This window comes from Legionella spiritensis, assembly GCF_900186965.1.
GTDB lineage: Bacteria > Pseudomonadota > Gammaproteobacteria > Legionellales > Legionellaceae > Legionella_C > Legionella_C spiritensis.
Genome location: NZ_LT906457.1, coordinates 1,790,518 through 1,816,870 on the forward strand (window position 1 = coordinate 1,790,518; position 26,353 = coordinate 1,816,870).

Consider the following 26,353-nt stretch of genomic DNA (forward strand, 5'->3'; position numbering starts at 1 on the left):
ATTAGCTATAATAACGCGCGGTAATCAACAGATATTGGGTGACGACAATCATTAAGCTAATCAAAAAGCTGTTACGTAAAAACAGGACAAGACACGTTCCTGCTGATGCAAACTACATCATTCCACGCAACCGCCATAATTTATCCAAGGCAGACATAAGCGCCAACGCGCTAAAAGTTCTTAACCGCCTGAACGGCGCGGGATTTGAGGCGTACCTGGTTGGCGGCAGCGTACGGGATCTTTTACTTGGTAAATCACCCAAGGATTTCGATGTGGCTACCAATGCCACACCGAATCAAATCAAAAAATTATTTCGTAACGCCCGTATTATTGGCCGTCGATTTAAGCTGGTTCACATTATTTTCCACAGGGATATTGTTGAAGTCGCAACGTTCCGGGGCAATGAAACCAGCGAAATTATAGACAATAATCATCAAAGAAACGAACAAGGGATGCTCGTGCGGGATAACATTTATGGCTCCCTGGACGAAGACGCGTGGCGGCGTGATTTCACTATTAACTCCCTCTACTACAACCTGGAAGATTCTTCCATTGTGGATTTTACCGGAGGTGTGAACGACGTACGGCAACGCCTGGTGCGTATGATTGGCGAACCAAGCGCACGTTACAAGGAAGATCCCGTACGGATGCTGCGAGCCATTCGTTTCAGCGCAAAACTTCATTTTGAACTGGCTCCGGAAACCTCGGAAGCAATATTGAAGCTCAATCATTTGATCAGACATATTTCAGGATCACGCCTCTTTGATGAAATAACAAAAATGTATCAATGCGGCGAAGCAGCAAGCATCCAGCGACTTCTGGTAAAATACGGCCTTTTTGCCCAGCTTTTTGAGCAGACCGACCGATTGCTTGATTCGGATTACCCGGTCAACGCGCTCCTGGGTATCGCTCTTGAAAATACCGATAGCCGTATCCAGGAAAACAAACCGGTTACTCCGGCTTTCCTGCTTGCCGTCATGCTTTGGTTCCCGCTCCAGGCGCTTGCAGCCGAGTTACGCAAGGAAGAGAATCTACCGCCCTTGCCCGCACTTGAGAAAGCGATGAGTCAGGTCATCACCACTCAAAACCAGGTGATAGCCATACCCAAGCGATACACCCAGATTATGCGCGAAATGTGGGTGTTGCAATTTCGTTTTCCAAAACGTTACGGCGGCCGAGCCAATAATTTATTGCAACACCCACGATTTCGCGCAGCTTACGATTTTCTGGCCTTGCGTGCCCTGGCTGGTGACGAATCCATGGAACTCGCACAATGGTGGACAACTTTTCAAGATGTCGATGAACAGGAACAGGCTAATATGGTAGCGGCCATTGCTCCACCGCCTCCCCGGAAACCCAGAAGGCGAAAGAAACCGAAAGCCGCTTCTTCATGACTGATGTTTATCTGGCTCTGGGGAGCAATCTCCGCTCCCCGCAACGACAAATACGCCATGCGATAAATGCCATAAGGTTGCTTCCTCAAACACGTGTCGTCAAGACCGCCTCTTTTTATCATAACGAGGCGTGGGGCAGAAAAACCCAACCGAAATTTTGCAATACCGTCGTTGCCATTCAGACAAAATTGCCCCCTCAGCGGCTATTGCAACTTTGTCATCGGATAGAAACGCATCAGGGACGCTGCCGCCGAGTGCGTTGGGGAGCACGAACCGTTGATATCGATCTTTTGCTCTATGGCGATTTATTCATCAATACCATGCAATTACAGGTACCGCATCCGGGTATATGCTACCGGGATTTTGTCTATATTCCTTTACTTGAAATCGCGCCTCAGGTAGCATTGCCGAACGGACGTTTGCTTGCTTCGGAAGTTAATGTCGCCAATCAGAGTTATACTTTTCATAAAGAGTAAACTAAAATTCCAGTATCAGTTCCATTGTTCATTACAGGTTGGGCTGCCAGATTGGCAATCCGGCATGGATGTGGCGAAATTATTTAAACGTTTTGCCCGGGTACTTAACAAACGCAAGGGAATTCAATCGTGTACACCAATATACTGCATGCCACCGATTTAAAAGAGAATCATTTCAGAACCTGTGAACAAGCCGCTGATATCGCAAGCCGTTTTGGAGCGACCCTGCACCTGCTTCACGTGATTGAACCGCCGGCATCATTGCAGTTGGCACAAGGCCTTGGTTTTGCAGAACTGGCCACTCCTGTTAAAGACGACGCCAAAACGGTCATGAATGTTCTGGGTGACGCCTTGAATATTCCTGTAGAAAGACAGCATGTTGAGGTAGGCTCTGTCAAATTAATCATTCTCAGCAAAGTCAGGGAACTGGATTGCGACTTGATTATTATCGGCAGTCATGCGCCCAATCATCTGCCCGCTTTTCTGGGAAGCACAGCAAATGCCATCGTTCACCACGCGACTTGTGACGTGTTAACCTTACGAACAAAATAATGACGCGTTATGAATGGACATGAGCAGGACGCACTCTGGCAATCCTTACAGGAAAAGGTCGAGTTTTTAACGAGTCCGACGTCGTATCTTGAAGAGTGCACAACAGTGGAAAGTATTGAAACTCATATGTCCTGGGTCTTTCTAACCAACAATCACGCTTACAAGCTTAAAAAACCCGTTTTACTGCCCTATATGAATATGATCAGCTTGCAACAACGGCATTTGGCTTGCTTGCGAGAACTGAAACTGAATCAGTTTCTGGCAGCGGATATCTATCGAGACGTTGTTCCCTTAATAGAAGGGAAACCACACCAGTTTTACCCTGTTGGCAGTTTTGCAAAAGGAAAAACAGCGGAATGGATGGTGAAAATGCAGCGCTTTCCCCGTGAAAAAACACTCGATCAAGCCATTATCAACAACCGCATTGATAACAATTTACTGGAAAAATCGGCCTCTATGTTAACCGGTTTTTATCAGCAATCCACTCCTGCCTCAGTAAAACCCGAAACATTTTTACACCGTCTGGAACAATCCCTTTTGGAAAACAAAAAAACGCTGAGTCAACCCGGGTACGGACTTGAACCATTTCTGGTTGAAGAAATATACCGTGCTCAGAAAAACCGGCTAAAAGAGCTGTCAAATGATATCCTCACGCGGGTAAGGAGAGGAAAAATTATTGAATGTCACGGCGATTTACGGCCGGAACATATATGCCTTGCCTCACCACCTGTCATTATCGACAGACTGGAATTCAGCCTGGATTTACGCATGATGGATCCGGTTGAGGAACTGGCCTATTTATTTATTGAATGTGACTTGCTGGGGCGCCCGGATATCGGTGATTTTTTTTGCGACACCTATCAAAAGGCGTCACAGGATGTTTTTTCATCCGATCTATTTTTATTTTATAAAAGCTGCCGCGCCAGTCTACGGGCAAAACTATCCATATGGCACATTGAGGATCCAAGAACCCACGATTCAGACAAGTGGCATGAAAAAGTCCGTAAATATTTCGATTATTCCACAATTATTTGCCATTGATAGCAAGACGTCTTCCCGAATACTCCTGTAATAAATCTACAATGGAACCGCCAGCATGTAATTGTCTTACAGCTTCTGAAAACAACAGGGTTGCGTCGAGAACAACCACTTTATCCAAAAGATGCTTATCCAGTCGAAAAGGAGGTATTGTATTGGTAATAATAATTTGATCGAGATCATCATTGGCAAGAATCTCATTGGCCTTGCCTACAAAAATACCATGGGTGGCACAGGCCAGAATTTTACGAGCACCTTGCTTATGCAAAGCTTCAACCGCAAGCTCTATCGTACTTCCGGTGCTAATCAAATCATCAATAATAACAGCGGTACGATCTCGCACGGAACCGATAATTTCCTGCCGCGAGCTTACCACGCCGGAGCTTCTTTTTTTATCGAGAAAAGCCTTGCCTATCTCTCGTCCGGTAAGCTCACCAAGCGTTTCTCGCAATTGTTCCGCACGTTTTACACCTCCAACATCCGGGGAAACAACAACAATGTCTTCGCCAGCCAATTGCTTGACAAGATAGGGCGCAAACAAAACCCGGGCTTCCAGGTGATCCGTCGGGATCCGAAACGCGTTTTGAAATGCGGACAAATTATGAATATCCATAGTAAGGACGGCATTGGCACCGGCTGCCTCCAGCAGTTGCGCCATATACTTCATGGTTACCGGATCCCTGTCCTTTGTTTTTCTATCCTTACGCGCGTATGCAAAATAAGGGATAACCGCCGTAATTTGTTGTGCACAAGCGTCTTTCAGAGCACCAATAAAAAACAACAAACGGCATAATTTATCATTGACGCTTTGTTCATCATCACTATAAAGCGATTGCACCACGAAGACATGACGCCCACGTACATTCACAAGTGATCGTGTCTTATGCTCGCCATCCTCAAAATCCGTCTCCTCGTGGCCAGCAAGACATATCTCGGGAAAATGACTGGTGATTTTCTCGCCCCATTCCCGGGAGGCATTCAAGGCAAATAGTTGAATATCCATAAAAACCTCGTTAGTAAACACGTCCTCGCGCCTTGTCAGGAACAAATATCGCCTGACTTAAATGATTGAGGTACCAGTCGAGTGGATAAATCAGCATGCGCGGCCAAAAAACGTTCTCTTATTACCGGATCATGGGCAGGATATAACATATCATTTCCTGACACCGATAAAACGCGTCCGCCCGCTTCTGAAAGTATCATTTCCGGCCCACATAAATCCCATAAATGACAGCGTCTCGAGAAATTACAGTAAAGATCGGCCTTACCCGCCGCAATCAAAGCCAGCTTAAGCCCCAAAGAGCCGTATTTTATCGTTTGAGTGATCCCAAGCTTTCCGGCGAATTCCTCCACCTCCTGGCTCCAGTGGCTGTGGGATTGAATCAGAATAGCCTGTTCAATGTCTGTAACCACTCGTACCTTGAGACGAGTCGTTTCACCCGACACAACACGAAATGCTCCGCAACCATGAACCGCAAAATAAAGACAATCCGTATCCGGTTGAAAAACCACGCCAAGCCGGGGACGCCCCTGAATGGCAAGTCCCACCATAACAGACCAGTCTTCCCGACCGGCTATAAATTCCCTGGTACCATCAATGGGATCCAGAAACCAGACACGATGCCGGGCATCGACGGCACCGACAACAGGCGCCTCTTCCGAAACGATGGTATCGTTACCAAAAACCCGCGCTATACCTTGTAATAACAACGTATTGGCGGCCAGGTCGGCCTCCGTTACCGGGCCATGATGGTTTTCCTTTTCGCGAACGTCATAACCCTTTGACCGAATCTCTTGCGCAACACTGCCTGCTTCACGACAAAGAGCGATAGCAAGATCCAGTTCCTGTTGCAAGGGATTTGCGACCCCAAATGAATTTTGTTCACTCACTCGCTTCAACCTCCGGATTGTTATCATGCAGCCAATACATCTCATGGCGACACGCCCTAAAGGATTGCATAATAATTCAAGAATAAAAATAGTATAGTAAAATGAATGCCGGGAACATGATACAGGGATTTCCCGTATGTGGCGCGTGGCTTGATTGTCTCAATGGTTACGCCTGATCACCGGCTTCTATACGTTATATAATTCATCTATACTTGGTTTTGTGAATAAGACTATCTATGCACCGAACCCAACAGGTCAACCGAACAAAACGAAATGGAAAGAGCTTACGATGATGCGATCTATCCTGATACTTTATACCGCTTTGCTAACGATTATTTATCCTGCCCACGGTACAACGACAACAGCTTCGCATTCCATTGCCGGCCTTCATCTGGATTGGCGGGATCCCAAAATCTTACCCGGCGAGAATTTCTATACCTACGCCAACGGAGAATGGCAAAAACAAAATCCCATTCCGCCTGAATACCCCAGTTGGAGCAGCTTCAATGTATTACAGGAAAAAGTTCAGAAGATCATTCATCAACTGATGATCAACGCTGCAAATGACCAACAGGCGAAGCCTGGAAGCATCGAACGAAAAGTGGGTGATTTTTATTTCAGCGGCATGGATGAAAAAACGATTAATCAGCAGGGTGTAAAACCCCTGCAACCGGTGTTCGCCCGTATTGCCGCTATAAAAAACAAGCGGGATTTGCAACAAACCATTCCTTATCTGCAAAAAATTGGCGTCGATGTTCTTTTTGATTTTTCCAGCATGCAGGACTTCAAGGACAGTACCCGCATGATAGGCATCCTGTCCCAGGGCGGTCTTGGTTTGCCTGATCGCGATTATTATTTAAAACAGGATAAAAAATTCAGGGCCATCCGTGACGCTTATCTCCACCACATAGCCGCAATGTTTGTGTTGCTCGGTGATGAGCCGGGGAAGGCAGCGACAAAAGCGACAACGGTTTTAAACATTGAAACGGCCCTTGCCAAAGCGTCGATGTCCAAAATCGCCCAGCGTGATCCCAATGCCATTTATCATATAATGGATCGCAAACAGCTGAATAAAATCACACCTGATTTCTCCTGGGCGCAGTATTTCACTGCCATGGGACGACCAGACATAAAACACGTTAATCTGGCTATGCCCGATTTTTTTAAAACCATGAATGAACAATTACGCACCGTACCGATAACAGCCTGGCAAACCTATTTACGCTGGCGTCTTATCGACGCGTTCGCCCCTTATTTATCAAAGCCTTTCGTCGATCAGAATTTTCGTATGGTGAGCACCTTAACCGGCACCAGGAAACTATTGCCCCGCTGGAAACGGGTTGTTGCAACTGAAAACGCGGCTCTGGGGTTCGCGGTAGGAAAATTATACGTGGAACGTTATTTTCCGCCATCATCGCGGCAAGCGGCTCTGGATATATTGCATGACGTCCGGCGCGCCTTGCAGCGGGATTTACGGCAACTGGCCTGGATGACCCCGCAAACCCGGCTTGCCGCCCTGAAAAAGCTGGATCTGATGGAAGAGCGCATCGGCTACCCGGATAAGTGGCGGGATTATTCCAGCCTGCACATTGACCGCGGTCCTTATGTTCTCAACATAATACGCGCCAATGAATTTCTAGTCCGGCGTGATCTGGATAAAATCAACAAACCGGTGGATAGAAGCGAATGGGCCATGCCGCCCCAGACCATCAACGCCTATTATGATCCGTCCATGAATAACCTGAACATCCCAGCCGGAATTCTGCAACCGCCCTTTTTTGATCCCAAGGCTCCTGCCGCCGTTAATTATGGCGCCATAGGCTTTGTAATGGGACATGAAATGACCCATGCCTTTGATGATCAGGGCGCGCAATTCGATGGCCATGGTAATTTGAAAAACTGGTGGACAGCTACGGATTTAAAAAAATTCCAGGCAGCGACAAGCTGTATCGCAGAACAATTTTCGCGATATAAGATCGATGGCCTGGCCGTACAAGGCAAACTTGTTATGGGAGAGGCAACAGCGGATTTGGGCGGATTAACGTTGGCTTTCCACGCGTTGCACCATTCCGACCATTACAGGAAAGCCCGCACCATAGACGGTCTGTCACCCGATCAGCAATTCTTTCTTGGCGCAGCGCACGTCTGGGCGGCCAATATTCGACCTGAACAGGCGCGTTACCTGATTACAGTCGATCCACATCCACCGGCACGCTATCGGGTGAACGGCAGCTTTGCCAACATGCCGCAATTTCAAAAGGCCTTTGCACTACCGGAACAAAGCCCTATGGTCAATAACCCTCGTTGTGTGATTTGGTAGAAGGGAAACCGCCTAAGGCTGTTTGCATGATTCACCCAACCGATCTGGTACTGTTTCCATTTAGTTTTGACAGGCGCCTGTCAAAACTAAATGGAAGTGGTACTACTGTGGCCACCAACTTGTAAAATTGAAAGAAACTGGTGATAAGTCGTCGTCGGATCCCGTATCATCATCCCAGGCAACGTTTTCCATAAATCTGCCAAGCGCGGTCTCACAAGGATAGTCCGCTATCTCACGAGGATTGGGATTGGGACTGAAAAAAACCTGGGTCGGCTTATTGGCAAAAACAGTTCTTCCGACTGTTTCAGAAGCCGCCACGTTCTCTTGTTCTGCCGAATTGTCATGGTCAAGAGCATCTTTGGCGCTATTTGACAAGTTCGTTGCAGCAAGAAACATGTGCTCAGGCTCTTTTAACAACATCGTGATGCCGTATACGTCAAGAAACTCGTTTTTCTCCAGAGTTTCCAGAGCCTCCACCGTCGCTAAATTCACCAGTTTCTTCTCATCGAGCAAAGCCAATGTGTCTTCATCGCAGCAGTTATATTTTACCAGGACACCCAACAAAATGATTGCCAACTCCTGATTTTCGGCATGTTTTGTAAGGAAATTCAACGCCCCGTCATGAAAAAAATCCTTATCAAGCAACAATTGGATATGTTTGATTAGCAATTCGTGTTGATGGGGTTCCTGGAACAACGCATCCAGAGCCTTCTCTGCCTGTTCAGGTGATAAAGGCAGTTTTCTTAATTCATTTGTACCAAGATATAATTGATAAGGAACGTCACTCAGCATGAGCGCCTCAAGATAACGCGTCAAATTCCATTTGGCGCTTTTGAAACAGTCCAGCACGTTATTTAATGCTACCTCCTCTAACGCGTTGAGTTCATAATGTTTTCCTGTTTCCGGTTTGACCCGTTTACCGACTGTCAACAGAATATTAAAATTATCCTGTGATAACAGGTCTCGCAAAGCCAGGCGGGAAATCCATTCCTTTACAGGAAAAATCCGGTTCCCTTCGAGCGTCACAACGGCCATGACGCTTTCCTGAGTCAATAACTCACAATTTGACTCCCCAAGACACCTCAGTATCGCATAAAGAGTACTGATCCGTTTATCATCAGTATCTTTAACCACTTCAGCAAGAATCCCGGCATTATAAAATCCCAGACGGTGTAATTCCTGCAGAAGCAAGAGCTTATAGGCCTGGGAACCCCTTGTTCCCATCATCCGTATCGCTTCAGCGCACAGTAATCCGTCCTCGGCCAGGCTTTTCAACCTGTCCGTATTATTACACAGTAAATAATTATCCAGTTCGTCAAGAAGTATCACACTCTCCGGCGAGTACTCTTCAAAAAAAATAATAAGTTCGGCCAGTTGTTCTGTATAGATCATGGCGACACGCTCTATTCTTGCCACATGATCCGCAGTTAACAACCCCTTATCATATAGACTTTGATAAGCCTCTTTACCGCCCAGACGGCTAAAAAGATCAAGAAACAAGTCGCTGCTTGCCGAGCCATTCCAGTTTTTTTTACCAAGACAGATGATTACCAGATCCAGTAATTCGTCCGACGTTAATGATCTATCCCTATCTTGCCTGATTTTTTCATAAAGCGCCCTTAACTCGGCAACATGCGGTTCTTCCTTGAGCAAGGAACGACCCCAGCCTTTCTTTTCATCATAGGCTTGCAAACATGTTTCAATTTCTGAAATTCTCATTGTAATTGCCTCTCCTTGCAATAAGGATAAAATAATACTTATTTTATAATAGTTTGGCCATATTCCATTTATGCTGCCTGATGTCTGGCGTGATCAGCAGCAAGGAACATATACATAGCCGGAACAACAAACAAGGTAAACAAGGTGCCAATACCAATGCCGGACGCAATCACCAGTCCGATATTAAAACGGCTGACAGCGCCTGCACCGGTGGCCATGATAAGCGGCACAACGCCCAAAACCATAGCACCGGTAGTCATTAAAATCGGACGAAGCCGGATGCTGGCGGCCATTTCAACCGCTTCACGTTTTTTCTTGCCCTCCCTTTGCAAATCATTGGCAAACTGGACAATCAATATGCCGTGCTTGCTGATCAAACCAATCAAGGTTATCAGGCCTACTTCCGTATAGATATTAAGACTCGCCCCGCCAACGGACAGACTAATAAAAATCATGGCACCGCAAATCGACAGAGGCACACTGATTAATATGGTAAGCGGATCACGAAAGCTTTCAAAAAGTGCCGACAACGATAGAAAAATAATAATCATGGCAAAAATAAAAATAACCAGCAACGTACTTCTTTCCTGCACAAATTGCCGCGACTGTCCGGCATAATCAATGGTATATCCTTGTGGGAGAATCTCTTTAGCCATACTTTTCAAATCATCCAGAGCTTGCCCCATCGTGACACCCGGGAAAGGCACCCCGGAAAGGGTAGCGGAATTTAACTGCTGGAAATGATTGAGTGATTCGGGAACAATTTTCGTTTCCAGTTTGGCCACCGTCGACAGAGGGATGGGCGTACCGCTTGCCGTATTGATGTAATAATCCAGAATCTGACTGGCATTTTGCCGTTTTTCCCGTTTCATTTGCGGAATAACCTGATAGGAACGCCCCGAATAATCAAAATAATTGATATAGGCCTGGCTGAGTGAACCGGTAAATACACCGCTGATATCCTGCATCGTTAATCCGAATTCGGATAATTTGTCACGATCAAGTACAATGCGCGTTTGCGCCTTGTCGATCTTGAGATCCGTATCCAGAAATACAAACCTGCCGCTTTCGCGGGCCTTGGCCAGCAAAGCCTGGTTAACCTCGCTCAGGCGCTCAAAGGAATCGGTGGTGCCAACGACGAATTGAATCGGAACACCGCGTGCGCCGGGCAAGGGCGGCAACTGGAATGCCGCAATAATACCGCCGGTAATGTTATCCAGCTTCTCCTGCACCAACGGTTGTAACTGGTTAGACGTTCGTTCCCGTTTGTCCCAGGGTTTAAGCCCCATACCAATGATACTGGTGTTCAAGCCGTTGATACCATCCAGCTGGAATATCCGTTCCGTTTCAGGAAAAGAACGATAAACCTTATTTACGGCATTGGAAAAAAGCTGTGTTTGCTCCAGGGTCGCGTTCGGCGACGCCGTCAATTGCGAGATGATGACACCCTGATCTTCCTGGGGCGCCAGTTCGGATTTCGCGGTGGTAAACAGAAAATAAATGCTTGACAGAATAAGAATGGTAAACACGGCTATCACGGGCAAAGAATTGAGCGCTTCGTGTAAAGCACGATGATATTTGTTCTTCAGACGTTCAAATTGGCGATCAATCCATGCTATAAACGAATGTCCGCCGCTATGTTGATTATGCGTATACTTCAGCAATTTGGAACACATCATGGGGGATAATGTCAAGGCAACGACGGCTGATACGGTAACCGCCCCTGCGAGGGTAAACGCAAACTCCGTAAACAAGGCACCGGTTAAACCGCTCATAAAACCAATCGGAATATAAACCGCAATTAATACGATGGTGATGGCAATAATTGGATTGGCAAGCTCTCTGGCACCTTGCAACGCCGCCTGTAATTTGGAGGCTCCCTCTTCCATGTGACGCTGGATATTTTCAACCACGATAATAGCGTCGTCGACAACCAGACCAATGGCAAGAACCAGTGCGAGCAAGGTCAGAAGATTGATGGAATACCCCAGAAGAAGCATTATGAAAAACGAACCAATCAACGATAAGGGAATCGTAACCAGGGGTATGATGACGGAACGTAATGAACCCAGAAATATAAAAATAACACCGGTGACTATAAACAACGCTTCCAGAAGCGACATAATGACTTCATGTATGGAACTGTTGACAAATTCCGTTGAGTCATAAACGATTTTAGCCTGTAAGCCCTCCGGCAATTGTTGTTGAATAGAGGGGAAAAGCGCTTTTACTTTAGCGATTACGCTCAAAAGATTTGCATTCGGGGTTAAAAGTATTCCTATATAAACAGCCCGCTTGCCGTTAAAACTGACCGCCGTGTCATAATTGGTCGATCCCATTGCGACACGGGCCACATCCTTTAAGCGAATAATGGCGCCATTCTCCGCTTTAATAATCATATTGCGGAATTGTTCCACGGTAGTCAGATTGGTGGTAGCTGCCAGATTAACCGTAAACATGCTGCCGTCCGTTCGTCCCGCCGCCGTAATGACATCATTATTAGCCAGAGCATTCGCTATATCCCTGCTGTTTAAGCCAAATCCGGCCAATTTGTCAGGATCAATCCAGATCCGCATGGCGAACTGCCTGTCGCCTCTAAACTCGGCTTCCTGTATACCTTCTATGGCTTGAATTTGCGGCTGGACAACCCGGACAAGATAATCGGTGATGTGCGTCGTATCCAGCATATCGCTGTAAAAACCGATATACATGGAATCAATGGTTTGTCCTATCTGCACGGTAATGACCGGAAGCAAGGTGTTTTCCGGTAATTGATTAAGCACGGAATTGACTTTGGTGTTAATGTCGGAAAGCGCCTCCTGGGCGTCATAGTTCAAACGCAGGTACACGGTTATCGTACTGACGTTATTATTACTGGTTGACGTCATGTAGTCGATGCCGTTCGCCTGGGCTATCGCGTTTTCCAAAGGCGTGGTAATAAACCCCGCAACGATAGAAGGATCCGCCCCCGTATAAGTCGTGGAAACCGTAACAATGGCATTTTCGGTGTAAGGATACTGGCGAACAGGTAAAGAGCTCAGGGAGCGGGCGCCTAACGCCAGTATCATCAGGCTTACGACGGTAGCCAGAACAGGGCGTTTAATAAAAATATCCGTAAACCGCATAACCTGATCCTTAATGATTATCGCGCAATGTTGGAGATGGATTATCAGGAAGTTTGATCGTGTTATTAATAGCGACACGACTATCGTTTTTAAGTTTCAATTGGCCGCTGGTTACAATCTCGTCCTTCTCCTTCAAGCCTTTTAGAATCTGAATCTGCTCACCGCGGGTTTCTCCGGTCATGACAAAGTATTGTTTGACTGTCAAAACAGGATCGCCCTGTTTATCCTTGCCGGATTGACGTACGACATAAACAATATTGCCATAGGGATTAAAGCTGATTGCCGTTTGTGGTACGGTCAGAAACGGCGACGGTTTGCCTGTCGGAATAGTGACATGCCCGAACATCCCCGGCAAAAGAGCCTCGTCCGGATTGGCTATGGTCGCCTCCACCCCGATGTTTCTGGTTCCGACATCGGCGGCCGGATTAATGGTAGTGATTTTTCCTCTAAACGATTTGCCCGGGAAAGCGTCGGTCGTCAAGACAACAGCCTGCCCCACTTGAAGCTTGGCAATAGACTGTTGCGGCACAAAAAAATCAACATAAATCGGATCCAGGGTTTGCAGCATGACGACACTGTCTCCGGGATTGACGTATTGACCAGGATTGACGTTGTTGATACCCAGACGTCCGGAAAAAGGAGCCCGTATCGTTTTTTTAGCGACGATAGCCGCCTGTTCGGCAACCTGTGCCCGATAACTTTTGAGGTTGGCCTCATCATTATCCAGCGTTTGTTTACTGACTGCACGAACGGCATATTGGGCTTTGTCCCGCAGATAGGTTGTCCTGGCCAGTGCCGCATTAGCCTGTAGCGAATGCAGGCGGGCAATTTCATTATCGGCGTTTAGCTGTACCAGTAAATCGTTTTTCCGGACGGAAGAACCGGGTTTGAAGTGAATGGTTTGTACCATGCCGGCAAGTTCCGTGGTCACATTAACCCCGCGGATCGCCCTTAAACTGCCTGATGCAGACGTTTCAGGTGTCCAGGAGGAGTAGCCAACTTTCATGGTACTGACCGAGATGATTCGCTCCTGGCTCTTCATAGCCTTTTTAATAATCAGCCCCATGATTCCCTTGTAAAGAAAAATACCGCCAAACAAAATGGCAACTCCGACAAGCATGATTATCATTCTTTTTTGCATCATTCTCATGATCTCCCGAAATTCTCCGGCTTGTATTGCTGTGTGTTGCACGCCACATCAAGATTACAACTCAATAAAGGGCGGTTCCACCATCCACCACCCAGAGCCTGAAACAAGGCTGCCGTGTCTGTAAATCGTGAAGCCTGAGCCTGTATTTTGTTTAAGCGGGCTTGCTGATAGGATTGCTGCGCCGTTAATAAATTCAAATAACTGACACCGCCAAGGCGAAACTGTTTTTGCGTCAGTTTCAGGGATTTGCGGGCAGCCACTTCCGCCGCCTGCTGAGCTTTGAGCAGTTGCGCGTCATGCTGCAGGGCTCGCAACACATCCGCGACATTGCCGAACGATAGAAGCACCGTTTCCCGATATTGCGCGGCAGCCTGCTGATAAGCCGCAACCGCCGCTCTTTTTTGCGCGATCAATGACCCACCCTGAAAAATGGGTTGCGCTACCGCAGAGGAGATATTCCATATATTATTCTGCGGTTGAAACAGGGTGTTTAGTGTAGTGCTTTGCTGACCGTAATTACCGGTTAAGGTAATCTGGGGAAACAAATTGGCCGTAGCAACGCCAATATAGGCACTGGCCGCGTGCAACAAGGCTTCGGAAGCTCTGATATCCGGGCGTTGTCTTACCAGCAGCGATGGAATGCCTATGGGTAAATCCGAAGGCAGGTGCAAATGGTCCAGTTTTAATGTCGACAACAGATTTTCAGCAGGGAGCTCCCCGACCAGTACGGACAACGCATGTTGATTTTGCGCCAGATTTTGTTTTAAAGGCGGTAACAGCGCCCTGGTTTGCGCCAACTGGTTTTCCTGTGATAAAACATCCGCCTCCGAAACACCGCCCAGTGACAACTGCCGTTTAACTACGGCAAGTGTTTTTTCCTGTGATTGAATCAAATCATGGGTCGCGGCAATCTGGCCCTGTAAAGACGCGATGGTAATTCCGGTGGTGACAATGTTGGCCGACAGGGTAAGAAAAGCCGCCTCCAGTTCGAATTGCTGATAATCGACCTGAGCGCCTGCCGCTTCAATCTGACGGCGAAGACCACCGAAGACATCCAGGGTATAGGCAACAGCAACATTCGCATTATACAGATTAAAGGTTCGTGAACCGATAACGCCGCTACTGGTCCCCCCAAACTGGGCGGAGCTGAACCGTTGCCTTTCTGCTGAAAAATTACCCGTGACACTGGGAAATAACGTACCGATTTGAGCAAAATAATTTTGTTGCGCCTCATCCAGGGCTGATTTGGCTGCCGCCAGACCAGGATTATTTTTCAATCCCGCCTTAATGAGCGCGTTTAACTGTGAAGAATGGAATACTCGCCACCATTGCGCGGGAATCGTCTGTCCGGGATGAAAGTGTTGTGCTTTACCTGCTGCTCCCGCCGACGGAACGCTTGTCGTTTGCCCGGTTTTTTGTCCCTGGATATATTGTTTGGTATGCGGCGCTCGCGGGGCATGAAAATCGGGTCCAAGCATGCAGCCTGTCAGACTCAGACATAATAACAGGAAGATACAAAAACAATGTTTATTAATACCGGATTGGTACACGTCAGCATCCTGCCGGAAAATTAGCACCAATTCATTCTGCCACAAGGACAACGTTTACCGTAACCCCAGGCATGAAAATAGTAACAAAATTACGATGCCTTCGATTAGGCTCTGTGTGCTTATCTCATCTAAAAACCAGTTTCCTGTAGCCCGCCATGAAGGCAAAGCCGAAATGCGGGATAACGTTTACCTAGGCGCCCACCTGTTCTACCGGCACAATATTGCAACAGGATACCCGCAATACGGCCGCAGGCCTCCTTGCGGGCTACGATTTTTTTGTAATATTAAAGATAAGGGTACAGAGGCCGGGGCGTGTTGTCATTTTACTCATTGAAGCAAAAATGTGGGTAATTGAGTGGCGAAATAGCCGCATTTGCGCCCTGAGATAGATATCTACGCAGGATCGGACACCAACCTTGTTTTTTTATTCAATTTGCTTTAGCGTAAAAAATAACTGGGAGTGCGGTTTATGACGATACGGCCTGGATGGCCGTTTTGCCGAACAGGGATGACGAGGTTTTGATTTGCATGAGTAGAGACGGACAAAAATACGCCTGGTTTATTTTTCTGTTAGCCGCAGCTTTTTGTGCCTACGAATACATCCTGAGAGTCAAACTAAGTCCGCTTTCCCATCAGCTTTTAACCGAATTTAACTGCTCGGCCAATGCGTTTGGCTTGCTGTCTTCGGCATTTTTCTATGGTTACGCGCCTGTTCAGATATTGTCTGGCCCCATTATCCAGCGTTTCGGACCCAGAATGGTTTTGACTTGCGCCCTGTTTTTATGCGTGGCCGCCACATTGCTGTTTGCAGCAAGTCATGACTTCAAAATTTTATTTGGCCTGCGCCTTCTCGTTGGTGTTGGCAGCGGCTTTGCCTTTATTGGCGCCTATATACTCATTGCCAATTGGTTTCCGATAAGAAAGTGGGCTTTTCTCTACGGATTGCTGCAATTTATAGCCTGTCTGGGAGCCATGTATGGCCAGCAATTCCTGGCTTTTTTATCCGAAAACATCACCTGGCGAGCGCTCAGTGTGCTCTTTGGTTATGTAGGCATAGGACTCACAATCCTGTTTTATTTTTTTCTTAGAGACACCCCGAAAAACCCGGTTAATTACTCTAAAACATCATCAGGAAACGACACCTTGCTTGCGCAACTAAAAACGGTTTCCTTAAATCCACGCTCTTATCCCGTTGTTTTGTACGCCCTCTTTTCCTGGGGGCCTATCACTATCTCCGCGACCTTATGGGGACCTGCTTTTCTGGCTGAAAAACTGTCTTTTTCTATCCAGAACGCGACCTATCTGTTTTCCTACACCTGGTTAGGCATCGCCATTGGCAGTCCCTGTATTGGTTATTTGGCCAATCGGGTTAACCGCCCTAAAAATTTAATGTTACTTTGCTCTGGCGCAGGGTTTATTGCCAGCCTTTTATTACTTAATGGACATTTGTATTCCACTGCTTCCTACAAAGTCATTTTATTTTTTCTTGGATTTTCTACCGCCGCACAACCCATCAGTTTCGTTAAAATTCAGCAGGCTAATCCCGAGCATTGTCGTGGTGTCGCCGTAGGATTTAATAATACGGCCGTCATTCTTTCCGGCGCTTTTTTACAACCACTGTCAAGTTACTTGATTGAGCGTTCCTATCTGCTAAATACCGCCGGAAACCTCTCCTATCATTACACATTAACCAATTACTATAACGGGCTTGTTCTAATGCCTGTCAGCATTATAATCAGTTTTATTCTGGCTATGTTTTTTATAAAAGAAAAACAATTTAGCAGGCAACCTGTTAAACACACAAGCACCTACTCGTATTAATTGCTTGTTTTCAAACTTGAAACTGACCTCCATGGATGAGAAACTTTCCCCCTTGAAAACAAGCAAGGAGTCGCAATGAATAATAGTTCATCAACAAATTTCCAGGATGAACATACTGTTCAAATTAAACAAACAGGATTATTAATCAACGGCCGATTTTCTCCGTCACGCTCTGAAAAAACATTTGAGACGGTATCTCCCATCACCGGAAAAGTGATAACCTCGGTGGCGCTTGCCGGGCAAACCGATGTCGACGAAGCGGTCGAAGCGGCCCGAAGGGCATTGGAACAGGGACCATGGGGTAAAATGGATGCGCGCGAACGAGGCCATATTTTATTAAAATGGGCCGATTTGATTGACCGCCATAAGGAAGAGCTGGCGAAACTGGAAGTACTGGATAACGGCAAACCGCTGAATGAAGCGTTGGGTTACGATATTCCGAGTGCCGCGGCGACTATTCGTTATTTTGCCGGCTGGGCCGATAAAATCGAAGGCAGAACCATTCCCGTGTCCGGCCATTTCTTTACCTATACCCAAAAGGAACCGGTCGGAGTTTGCGGCTTGATTATTCCCTGGAACTTCCCGCTGGCCATGGCGGCCTGGAAACTGGGGCCTTGCCTTGCAGCCGGATGCAGCGCCTTGTTAAAACCGGCTGAGCAGACACCACTGACAGCGCTTCGCGCCGGTGAGCTGGCTCTGGAAGCCGGTATGCCTGAGGGCGTCCTCAATATTTTGCCAGGTTTCGGTGCAGGCAGCACCGGCGAAGCCATTGTCCATCATCCGGGCATAGACAAGATCGCTTTCACCGGCGAGGCAAAAACCGCCCAAATCATTAAACAGGCCACTGCAAACTCCATGAAACGCCTGTCTTTTGAGTTAGGAGGGAAAAGCCCGAATATTATTTTTGACGATGTGAATCTTGAGGAAGCGGTTGAAGGCGCATACGGTGCCATTTTTCTGAATCAGGGACAGAATTGTTGTGCGGGTAGTCGCACGTATGTACACAGAAACATTTACAATCAATTCGTGGAACTGTTTGCCCAAAAAGCCAGACAACGGCGCATTGGCAATCCGTTTGCCAAAGAGACCGAGCACGGCAGCCAGATTGATGAGGCACAATTTGATAAAATCATGCATTACATACAACTGGGCAAGGAGCAAGGGGCGAATTGCGTAGCCGGAGGGCAACGACATGGCGAGGCAGGCTATTTTATAGAGCCCACGGTCTTTAGTCATGTGACTGACGCCATGACCATTGCCCGGGAAGAAATTTTTGGCCCGGTCGCCAGTCTCATACCCTTCGACGATGTGGATGATGTCATAACTCGCGCCAATGCCACCCCGTTTGGACTCGCCGGTGCCGTTTGGACCAACAACATAGACATTGCCCATAAAGTTGTACAAAAAGTTAAAGCGGGAACCATGTGGATCAACTGCTACAACATCGTGGATCCGGCAGCTCCGTTTGGTGGATTCAAGCATTCCGGCAGCGGGCGCGAGCTTGGCGAACAGTCCCTGGATTTATACACGGAAACCAAGACAGTCACTATGGCTGCAAGGATGTATTAATGCAACATTTTATCAGTGATAACGCCTCGCCGGCACACCCTGAGGTCATTGCCGCCATTGTAGAGGCCAATAAAAATCATGAAGCGGCGTATGGTCACGACCGCGTGACCGCCAAAGCCATGGATGACTTGAAAAAACATTTCGGCGAGGATTGCCAGGTATTTTTTGTTTCTACGGGAACCGCCGCCAATCTTATCGCGTTAAAAAGTGTGCTTGAATCACATCAGGCCGTTATCTGTGCCGACAGCGCTCATTTGTACAAAGATGAATGCGGTGCGCCGGAAGCTATTCTCGGAGCCAAGTTACTGCCGGTCACCACGGAACAAGGCAAGATTTCTCCACAAGCCATTGCCCCGCTTTTACTGGATACCAATATGGTACATCGGATTCAACCGAAAGTGGTTTCCATTTCACAATGCACAGAATGGGGAACCGTGTACACCCTGGATGAATTAAAAGCCTTATCCAGGTTTTGCCGTGAACACCGGTTGTTGCTGCATGTGGATGGCGCGCGGTTAGCCAACGCGGCATGCCGTCTCCAAACGTCTCTCAAGGAGATTTGCCTGAATGGCGATGTGGATTTGTTGTCTTTCGGGGGCACCAAAAACGGTTTGATGGGGGCGGAAGCGGTTATTATCTTTAACCCCAAGCTGGCAGCCAGAACCCCGTTTATTCAGAAACAATTCATGCAACTAAGCTCCAAAATGCGTTATCTTTCCGCCCAGTTTTCCGCTCTATTCCATGACAATCTGTGGCAGAGAAACGCCAGTCACGCCAATCAAATGAGTACCTTGCTGGCCGAACTGGTTCAAGACGACGTCGACATCGTTATGCCAGTCGAAACCAATGTCGTTTTTGCCCGACTACCCTTTGCCGCCATTGTTCCCTTGCAACAGTCGTTTCCGTTCGCAGTCTGGCAATCGCGACATCACATCGTTCGCTGGATGACTTCTTACGACACCAGGGAAGAGACCGTTCATGCTTTTGCGAAAAAGATAAAGGAGGTTCTTCGTGAGTACCAATAGTCCCGGTTACAAGGAATTGCTGGCACAATTGATATCCTTTGACACCACATCCTGTAACAGTAATCTGCCGCTTATACGATGGCTGGACAATTATTTACAGGGATACTCGTTTAAAACGCGTATTTTTTATAATGATGACCACACCAAAGCCAATCTGGTAGCAACCATTGGCCCTGATGTTTCAGGCGGTTTTATGCTGGCCGGGCATACCGACGTGGTTCCGGTGGAAGGACAACCCTGGGACACCCCGCCCTTTCAACTCACAGAAACACAAACCACACTGACTGGCCGTGGCACTGCGGATATGAAAGGGTTTATAGCTCTGGTCTGTGACGCGATAACCACTATCGATCCCGGGAAGCTCACCAACCCCGTCTATCTTGTATTCACCTACGATGAGGAAGTGGGATGCTTCGGAGCCAGGGCTTTGCAAGGGTATTTAAAGACGCTGGCCTCAAATATTCAATTCGCGTTGATAGGTGAACCTACCAATTTCGCGTTGGTAAACGCCCATAAAGGTTTGCAGGTCACTCACAGCACGTTTACCGGAAAACCGGCCCATTCCAGTTGTCCGCACCTGGGAAGCAACGCCATCCTGGCAGCAGCCGAGTTTTTAAGGGACATGGCGTCAACCATTCCGGAACAGGAAGATCCCCGCTTTAATCCCCCCGCCTCCACCTTTAACGCAGGAACCATCCACGGCGGCAATGCCGTGAATATTATTGCCGAACACTGTCAACTGGAATGGGAATGTCGAACCATACCCGCCGTCGACATCGCCGGGATCAATAAGGGAATCGCCCATATCAGTCAAAACATAACCGGTCATTCCAAAGTCACTATTGAGCATAAAATTCTGTCACAAGTACCGGGGCTAACAGCCGATCGCAATGAAAAAATCATAGAATTATTAAAGGAATTTTTACCCCGGGACATCAAAACGGCCACAGCGCCGTTTGTAACGGAAGCCGGCTTGTTTCAGCAGGCAAACATACCGACAGTAGTCTTTGGTCCGGGCGACCTGGAACAGGCCCATCAACCCAACGAATCCGTATCCATAGAAGCTATGAACCGTTACCGAACATTTTTACTGAATTTAATTTCTCACTATTGCCATTAGGAAGGAAAATTATGCGCTATTTTACTGATCAGGAATTTGAAGCCCGCCTTAACAGGGCACGCAAGGTGCTTGAGGAAAATGGTCTTGATGCCTGCGTTATTACCAACCCGGAAAATATTTATTACCTTACCGGGCTGAATCATCAAGGCTATTTTGCCTACACCTCCTTAATCCTCACCCATGATAAAGCGGTTTTGATTATGCGTGCCATGGAAAAAATGATCGTCAAGGATATGGTCATTCCTACCGTAGAATTTTATCCTTATAACGACGGCGTCGCACCATTGCCAAAAGCGACCAATATCAATGAGGACATCACCATGTCCGCTTATAAGGAAGGTGCGGAGTCTGCCGGACTGATGCCATCCAGCATGAGCCTGGGTATCTCGGTTCGCGTTGATGAGGACTCCGGCATTGATTACACCAATCCCGCCAAAGTGACCTGCATGGCGTTGAAGGAATTGAGACTGGAATCATCACGCGTAGCCTTTGAAAAAAACAGCTCCTTTTTACCCTATAAAATTGCGGAAGGTTTTGTACAGGGTATGCCCAATATTCAATGGTCGGACGCCGGCGATATAATCAACGACTGTCGCGCCGTTTTATCATCCCAGGAAATAGAATGTGCCCGATTTGCCGGTAAAATTACCGATGCGATGATTATGAGCGCCATTGCCATGGCTGGCAAAGGCGTATCAAATAAAAACGTGGCGGCCCAGGCCTACTCGGCTATGATCCAGCGCGGCGGAACCTATCCCGCGTTCACACCTCTTATCCGTTCAACCCGAACTCTGGATCATGAGCACGGAACCTGGGATGATGATATCTTGCAGGATGATGATTTACTGTTTCTTGAAATGTCCGGTTGCCATTGGCGCTATCATGCCCCGGCTGGACGGCTTATCCATATAGGCCGAGCCTCCGCGGGCGCTGAAAAAGCGACGAACGTCTGTGTCGAAGCCGAACAAAACGTGGTAGACACCATCAAGCCTGGAGTGACCGCCAACGAGGTGTACCAGGTATGGAAAAAAACTATCGACAAATACGGTTTTGAACATTACCACCGTCATCATTGTGGTTATATGGTGGGTATCGGCTTTCCACCCAGCTGGTCCGGTTCCGGCGTTCCTCGCAGTTTGCGAAACGGATCGGATATGATCATCAAGGAAGGCATGGTCTTTCACCTGCTCTCCTGGCTGATGCGCACCGGCAAGGGAGACGCGTTTGTTTCCGATTCCGTAGTAGTCACAAAAAACGGTTGCGAGTTTCTGACCAACGCCCCCAGGGAGCTGATGGTAAGATAAAATGACAGGTTGGGTTGTCGTACAACCCAACCCGCCCTCCTCTCTTATAATTAGCCTTGTAGCCCGTCATGAAGGTGAAGCCGTAATGCGGGGATTACCGCTCACATGAACCCGCAATACGGCCGCAGGCCTCCTTACGGGCTACCGCATTTTTATAAAAAAATTGTACAATTTTTTTTAGTTACAGAACTTACGAAACAACCAGTTGCCCGACCAATCCATTCAATCCCAATACCAGGCTGAATCCTGCGATAAGCAATCCGATGATTCGAGAAACCAGACAAGACCTTTGATCAGCTAACCGGATAAACATGGATACAATCACACCATTACAACCATCAGCCGCTATCATTCCAAGCATAAAAACCATACCGAGCATGATTGAAAACAAGGTATTTGCCGTTACCGACGCCGACATGGAAAATAAAGCCACCTGGGTGAAGGTATCAAACGAGAAGGCAAACAAAGCGCCTGTTGCCGCAATAAACCACGGGTTAAACGACTTTCCGGCCAGCTTTTGAAACAGGTAAGATTTAAAACCGACGGGTAACATACTGCTATGAGGCCATATATTCCAGAGCGTGAGCGAGCCGAAGATAAGCAGACAAATAATAGACACCCAGTTTCCAAAGGCTTCCAGCCATAACGGGGCGTGCATCCTGACAAGACCACCGCCAACAACGGCACTTATTACAATGACAACAAGCCCATGCCCGAGCGAAAATAAAAAGCCGGTCCATCTTGCCAGTCTGTGATGAGTTTTTACATGTCTGGTTATGGCGTCAATAGTAGCTAAATGATCCAGATCAAACCCGTGGCGTATACCCAGCGCGAACGCCATGGCGATCAGAAGATATAATGAAGTATCGCCTGTCAATGTCTGTTGCTCTCCGTCTCGACTCGAATTGTCATGAGGCGCGGTTGTAATCCTGCCGCGATTTGCGCAGAATAATATCCGTAAACAGCAGGATTGTACAACGGGAACTTATGCATGAATTATCACTTTGCCGGGCCATCCTTGATATCATTCACGATCATGTAACGGATAAATCCGGCAAACAAGTCAAAAAAATTGGCCTGGAAATAGGACAGTTAGCCGCGGTGGATGAAGCGGCGTTACGTTTCGGATTTGATGCGGTACGCAAAGGCACCGTCGCGCACCAGGCCATTCTTGAGATTGTTACGATTCCCGGTATGGCCTTATGCAATCTCTGCCGCACAACAATAGCCGTGCAACATAGTTATGACCTTTGCCCAACTTGTGGCAATATGTCGCTTACAATCACACAGGGCGAAGAGCTCCGTGTTAACTATCTGGAGATTGGATAATGTGTGGACTATGCGGATGTACAAGTGAAACAGAAATGGCTCATCAACATCACAACAACACCACCCACCATCATCATCCCATGGAGCAAGGAGAATTTATTGCGGTAGAACAGTCATTGCTGGCAAAAAACAATCAATTCGCCGCAGACAACCGCGAGTATTTCTCCAACCACAAAATAACGGCCATCAATCTTATGTCAAGCCCGGGCTCCGGAAAAACCACATTGCTGGCTAAAACCATAGAGCAACCAGGACACCGGATGAACATGGCCGTCGTAGTCGGTGATCAACAAACGGATTACGACGCAGACTGCATCAAACAATCCGGCGGCCAAGCCATACAAATCAATACCGGAAAAGTATGTCATCTCGACGCCCACGCCGTTGGTCATGCCGTTTTGCATTTGCGTGTCGCACAACCAACCATTTTATTTATCGAAAATATCGGCAACCTGGTCTGCCCTTCCCTGTTTGATCTCGGAGAAGCACATAGAGTCGTTCTCCTCTCCGTTACGGAAGGAGACAACAAACCTCTGAAATACCCGGATATGTTTCGTCGCGCCGACTTGATTCTTGTGACAAAAATGGATTTGTTGCCCTATGTTGACTTTGATGTGGACAAGTGTATGACCTATGCAAGGCGCATCAACCCGGGCGTACAGTTTATAACCCTGTCAGCGGCTAAAGATTCAGGGCTTGATACCTGGTATCAATGGCTGAACGACAATCGGGTATAAAAAAGATTGGAACGGCTGGAAATAGTAATAACCGGACAAATTCAGGGCGTAGGATTTCGCCCCCATGTGTATCGCGTTGCCCGACAGCTTCAACTAACCGGATGGGTTAAAAACAACGCCCGCGGGGTACTCGTTCAGATCCAGGGACAAACCGTTGCCGATTTTGTGTCCCGACTTACCGCCTCTCTGCCGCCACTGGCCAAAATCACGTCGATGGCAACAAAAGTCATACCGGTTGTTGACCACGAAGCGCCATTTCAGATCCTGGGCAGCGAACCTGGCGCATCACAGACCAATATTTCGCCGGATACAGCCATTTGCGGTGATTGTCTGGACGAATTATTCGACCCTGACAGCCGCTACTATCGCTACCCGTTTCTCAATTGTACCCAATGCGGCCCTCGCTTCACCATCACCCGCAACCTGCCTTATGACAGGGACCAGACGTCCATGGATTGTTTTGCGCTCTGTGCCGATTGTCACAAAGACTATTCCGATCCAGCCAATCGACGCCATCACGCTCAACCAACTGCCTGCCCGGTGTGTGGCCCTGAATTGTCGCACTCAATCGAAGTCATTGTGAACGCGCTGACAGACGGACAAATCGTCGCCCTGAAAGGATTAGGCGGCTATCAGTTGTTGTGTGACGCGCGCTGTGAAAATACCATCAACAGGTTACGGCAACGAAAAAACCGGGAGGCGAAACCATTAGCCATCATGGTCGCCAACGCGGCCAGCGCCGAACCTCTGGTGTCTATGGACGAAGAAGCGCGGCATTATCTGGCAAATCCCGCCCGCCCTATTGTGTTATTAACAAAAAAAAATGAGATACTGCCGCCAAACATAGCGCCAGGCTTGAATCATCTGGGGGTTATGCTGCCTTCCACCCCGCTTCATTATCTGATTTTTCAAGCACTGGCCGGTTATCCCCGACAAACGGAGTGGTTAAACGAACCACAATCAACCGTTCTGATTGTCACCAGCGCCAACGTAAACGGCGAGCCGATTATTAGTACCGACAGTGATGCCCGCAACCAGTTATCACTCATAGCCGATCTGGTTGTGTCCCATGATCGCGCTATTGTCAGTCGCGCCGATGATTCCGTATTACAGCTCTCTTGTGGTTTCCCCGTATTCATAAGGCGCGCACGAGGATTTATACCCGAAAGCATCAAGCTGCCCTACTCTATTCCCCCCACGTTGGCAACAGGCGCCCACCTGAAAAATACCTTTTGCATAACCCGTGATGATGAAGCTTTTGTTTCCCAACACATAGGCAGCATGACCAACAAAGCCACCATTGAGTTTTTCCACGAAACACTGACGCACTGGCAGCGATTTCTGGCGATTGACATCGAGCGGGTAGCCTGCGACCAGCATCCTGATTTTTATACCTCGCAATGGGCGCACACGCAGGGGCTGCCCGTTATCAGTGTACAACATCACCATGCGCATCTGGCCTCGATCGCCGCGGAGCATCATCTCCTTGAACCTGCCCTGGGTCTGGCACTGGACGGTTATGGTTACGGTAGTCAGGGCGAATTATGGGGCGGCGAACTCTTGCTGCTTGACCTGCAAGGGTTTCAGCGTCTTGGCCATTTTACGCCATTGCAACAGCCAGGCGCAGACATGGCGGTTCGCGAACCCTGGCGTATGGGAGCAAGCCTGTTGCATCATATAAACCGGACAAAAGAGATAGCGGAGCGTTTTGTCGATCAACCACAATCGCTGTGGTTAAGCGAGTTACTTGCCGCCGGTGTTCCTACCCCGTTGACCAGCAGTTGCGGGCGCTTGTTTGACGCAGCAAGTGCGCTTTTGGGCATTGGCAGGATATCGCAATACGAGGGACAGGCGGCCCAGCAGTTCGAAAGCCTGGTCACTCAGCCTGAGATCGAACCGGAAGGCTGGCAAATATACCACTCACAGTTTAACATGACCCCGCTCTTTGAGAAGCTGCTCCATGTGGATCCAATAAGAGGAGCCAACCTGTTTCATGGCACGTTAATCGCAGGTCTGACAGAATGGTTGTTATCCTGGGCAAAAACCACATCCGTTGATGTCATTCTGCTTGGCGGCGGTTGTTTTCTCAATAAAGTCCTCCGCGAGGGTCTAAACAAGCGATTGACTCAAGAAGGATTACGGGTATATTTACCACAACGGCTCCCCCCCAACGATGGTGGCCTGTCCCTTGGACAGGCATGGGTGGCTGGAACGAAAGCAATAAAAGGATGATG

The 26,353-nt window shown here is 47.9% G+C and carries 20 protein-coding genes; 13 read left to right on the forward strand and 7 right to left on the reverse strand.

The genetic code is table 11. The features are described from left to right. Positions 1-68: 68 nt before the first annotated feature. The 4 genes from pcnB (at position 69) to CKW05_RS08145 (ending at position 3,463) form a co-directional block, all read left to right on the forward strand. Positions 69-1,394 carry a polynucleotide adenylyltransferase PcnB gene (gene pcnB, locus CKW05_RS08130; protein ID WP_058484496.1) on the forward strand — a complete coding sequence of 442 codons (1,326 nt, stop codon included), beginning with the start codon at positions 69-71 and terminating at the stop codon, positions 1,392-1,394. Continuing rightward, positions 1,391-1,870: a 2-amino-4-hydroxy-6-hydroxymethyldihydropteridine diphosphokinase gene (gene folK / locus CKW05_RS08135; RefSeq protein ID WP_065238424.1), complete on the forward strand. Its 480-nt coding sequence runs from the start codon at positions 1,391-1,393 to the stop codon at positions 1,868-1,870. Before pcnB ends, folK begins: the two co-directional genes overlap by 4 nt. Positions 1,871-1,999: 129 nt before the next feature. After that, on the forward strand, positions 2,000-2,422 hold the full coding sequence (locus CKW05_RS08140) for a universal stress protein (protein ID WP_058484309.1): 423 nt from the start codon (positions 2,000-2,002) through the stop codon (positions 2,420-2,422). A gap of 9 nt (positions 2,423-2,431) precedes the next feature. After that, positions 2,432-3,463: a phosphotransferase gene (locus CKW05_RS08145; protein ID WP_058484308.1), complete on the forward strand. Its 1,032-nt coding sequence runs from the start codon at positions 2,432-2,434 to the stop codon at positions 3,461-3,463. Here CKW05_RS08145 and CKW05_RS08150 read toward each other — a convergent pair. Together CKW05_RS08150 and CKW05_RS08155 are read right to left on the reverse strand one after the other, a co-directional pair. Then, entirely contained in the window at positions 3,450-4,463 is a 1,014-nt protein-coding gene (locus CKW05_RS08150; RefSeq protein WP_058484307.1) for a ribose-phosphate diphosphokinase, read from the reverse strand. The genes CKW05_RS08145 and CKW05_RS08150 overlap by 14 nt on opposite strands. Before the next feature lie 35 nt (positions 4,464-4,498). Then, a complete protein-coding gene (locus CKW05_RS08155; RefSeq protein ID WP_058484306.1) occupies positions 4,499-5,350 on the reverse strand; it encodes a 3'(2'),5'-bisphosphate nucleotidase CysQ family protein in 852 nt (283 codons plus the stop codon). Positions 5,351-5,639: 289 nt separating this feature from the next. On the opposite strand from CKW05_RS08155, the gene CKW05_RS08160 reads away from it, so the two are divergent. Continuing rightward, entirely contained in the window at positions 5,640-7,670 is a 2,031-nt protein-coding gene (locus CKW05_RS08160; RefSeq protein ID WP_058484305.1) for a M13 family metallopeptidase, read from the forward strand. A 102-nt stretch (positions 7,671-7,772) separates the two neighbouring features. Here the strand turns inward: CKW05_RS08160 and CKW05_RS08165 are convergent, their stop codons facing one another. The 4 genes from CKW05_RS08165 to CKW05_RS08180 form a co-directional block, all read right to left on the reverse strand. Beyond that, on the reverse strand, positions 7,773-9,389 hold the full coding sequence (locus tag CKW05_RS08165) for a hypothetical protein (protein ID WP_058484304.1): 1,617 nt from the start codon (positions 9,387-9,389) through the stop codon (positions 7,773-7,775). 68 nt (positions 9,390-9,457) lie between these two features. Next, positions 9,458-12,514 carry an efflux RND transporter permease subunit gene (locus tag CKW05_RS08170; RefSeq protein ID WP_058484303.1) on the reverse strand — a complete coding sequence of 1,019 codons (3,057 nt, stop codon included), beginning with the start codon at positions 12,512-12,514 and terminating at the stop codon, positions 9,458-9,460. Between the two features lie 10 nt (positions 12,515-12,524). After that, positions 12,525-13,658, reverse strand: coding sequence for an efflux RND transporter periplasmic adaptor subunit (locus CKW05_RS08175; RefSeq protein ID WP_331712927.1), 1,134 nt, complete (start codon positions 13,656-13,658; stop codon positions 12,525-12,527). Between the two features lie 2 nt (positions 13,659-13,660). Continuing rightward, a complete protein-coding gene (locus CKW05_RS08180; RefSeq protein WP_082642834.1) occupies positions 13,661-15,142 on the reverse strand; it encodes an efflux transporter outer membrane subunit in 1,482 nt (493 codons plus the stop codon). A gap of 600 nt (positions 15,143-15,742) precedes the next feature. Here CKW05_RS08180 and CKW05_RS08185 point away from each other — a divergent pair. From CKW05_RS08185 to CKW05_RS08205, 5 genes are all read left to right on the forward strand, one after another. Next, positions 15,743-17,035: an MFS transporter gene (locus CKW05_RS08185; RefSeq protein WP_157737718.1), complete on the forward strand. Its 1,293-nt coding sequence runs from the start codon at positions 15,743-15,745 to the stop codon at positions 17,033-17,035. Positions 17,036-17,110: 75 nt separating this feature from the next. Continuing rightward, on the forward strand, positions 17,111-18,604 hold the full coding sequence (locus tag CKW05_RS08190) for an aldehyde dehydrogenase family protein (protein ID WP_058484300.1): 1,494 nt from the start codon (positions 17,111-17,113) through the stop codon (positions 18,602-18,604). Further along, positions 18,604-19,629 carry a threonine aldolase family protein gene (locus tag CKW05_RS08195; RefSeq protein ID WP_058484299.1) on the forward strand — a complete coding sequence of 342 codons (1,026 nt, stop codon included), beginning with the start codon at positions 18,604-18,606 and terminating at the stop codon, positions 19,627-19,629. The genes CKW05_RS08190 and CKW05_RS08195 overlap by 1 nt, the downstream gene beginning before the upstream one ends. Continuing rightward, a complete protein-coding gene (argE, locus tag CKW05_RS08200; protein ID WP_058484298.1) occupies positions 19,616-20,749 on the forward strand; it encodes an acetylornithine deacetylase in 1,134 nt (377 codons plus the stop codon). The genes CKW05_RS08195 and argE overlap by 14 nt, the downstream gene beginning before the upstream one ends. Positions 20,750-20,760: 11 nt before the next feature. Continuing rightward, positions 20,761-22,053: a M24 family metallopeptidase gene (locus CKW05_RS08205; protein ID WP_058484297.1), complete on the forward strand. Its 1,293-nt coding sequence runs from the start codon at positions 20,761-20,763 to the stop codon at positions 22,051-22,053. 190 nt (positions 22,054-22,243) lie between these two features. Here CKW05_RS08205 and CKW05_RS08210 read toward each other — a convergent pair whose 3' ends face one another. Beyond that, a complete protein-coding gene (locus CKW05_RS08210; protein ID WP_274519687.1) occupies positions 22,244-22,930 on the reverse strand; it encodes a HoxN/HupN/NixA family nickel/cobalt transporter in 687 nt (228 codons plus the stop codon). A 110-nt stretch (positions 22,931-23,040) separates the two neighbouring features. Here CKW05_RS08210 and hypA point away from each other — a divergent pair, with 110 nt between their 5' ends. Genes hypA through hypF form a run of 3 tightly spaced genes read left to right on the forward strand, consistent with a single transcriptional unit; the run spans position 23,041 to position 26,351 of the window. Further along, positions 23,041-23,382 (forward strand): hydrogenase maturation nickel metallochaperone HypA, encoded by a 342-nt coding sequence (gene hypA / locus CKW05_RS08215; RefSeq protein ID WP_058484295.1) that lies wholly within the window; start codon positions 23,041-23,043, stop codon positions 23,380-23,382. After that, positions 23,382-24,119 (forward strand): hydrogenase nickel incorporation protein HypB, encoded by a 738-nt coding sequence (gene hypB, locus CKW05_RS08220; protein ID WP_058484294.1) that lies wholly within the window; start codon positions 23,382-23,384, stop codon positions 24,117-24,119. The genes hypA and hypB overlap by 1 nt, the downstream gene beginning before the upstream one ends. A 6-nt stretch (positions 24,120-24,125) precedes the next feature. Further along, positions 24,126-26,351, forward strand: coding sequence for a carbamoyltransferase HypF (gene hypF / locus CKW05_RS08225; RefSeq protein ID WP_058484293.1), 2,226 nt, complete (start codon positions 24,126-24,128; stop codon positions 26,349-26,351). Positions 26,352-26,353: the final 2 nt, after the last annotated feature.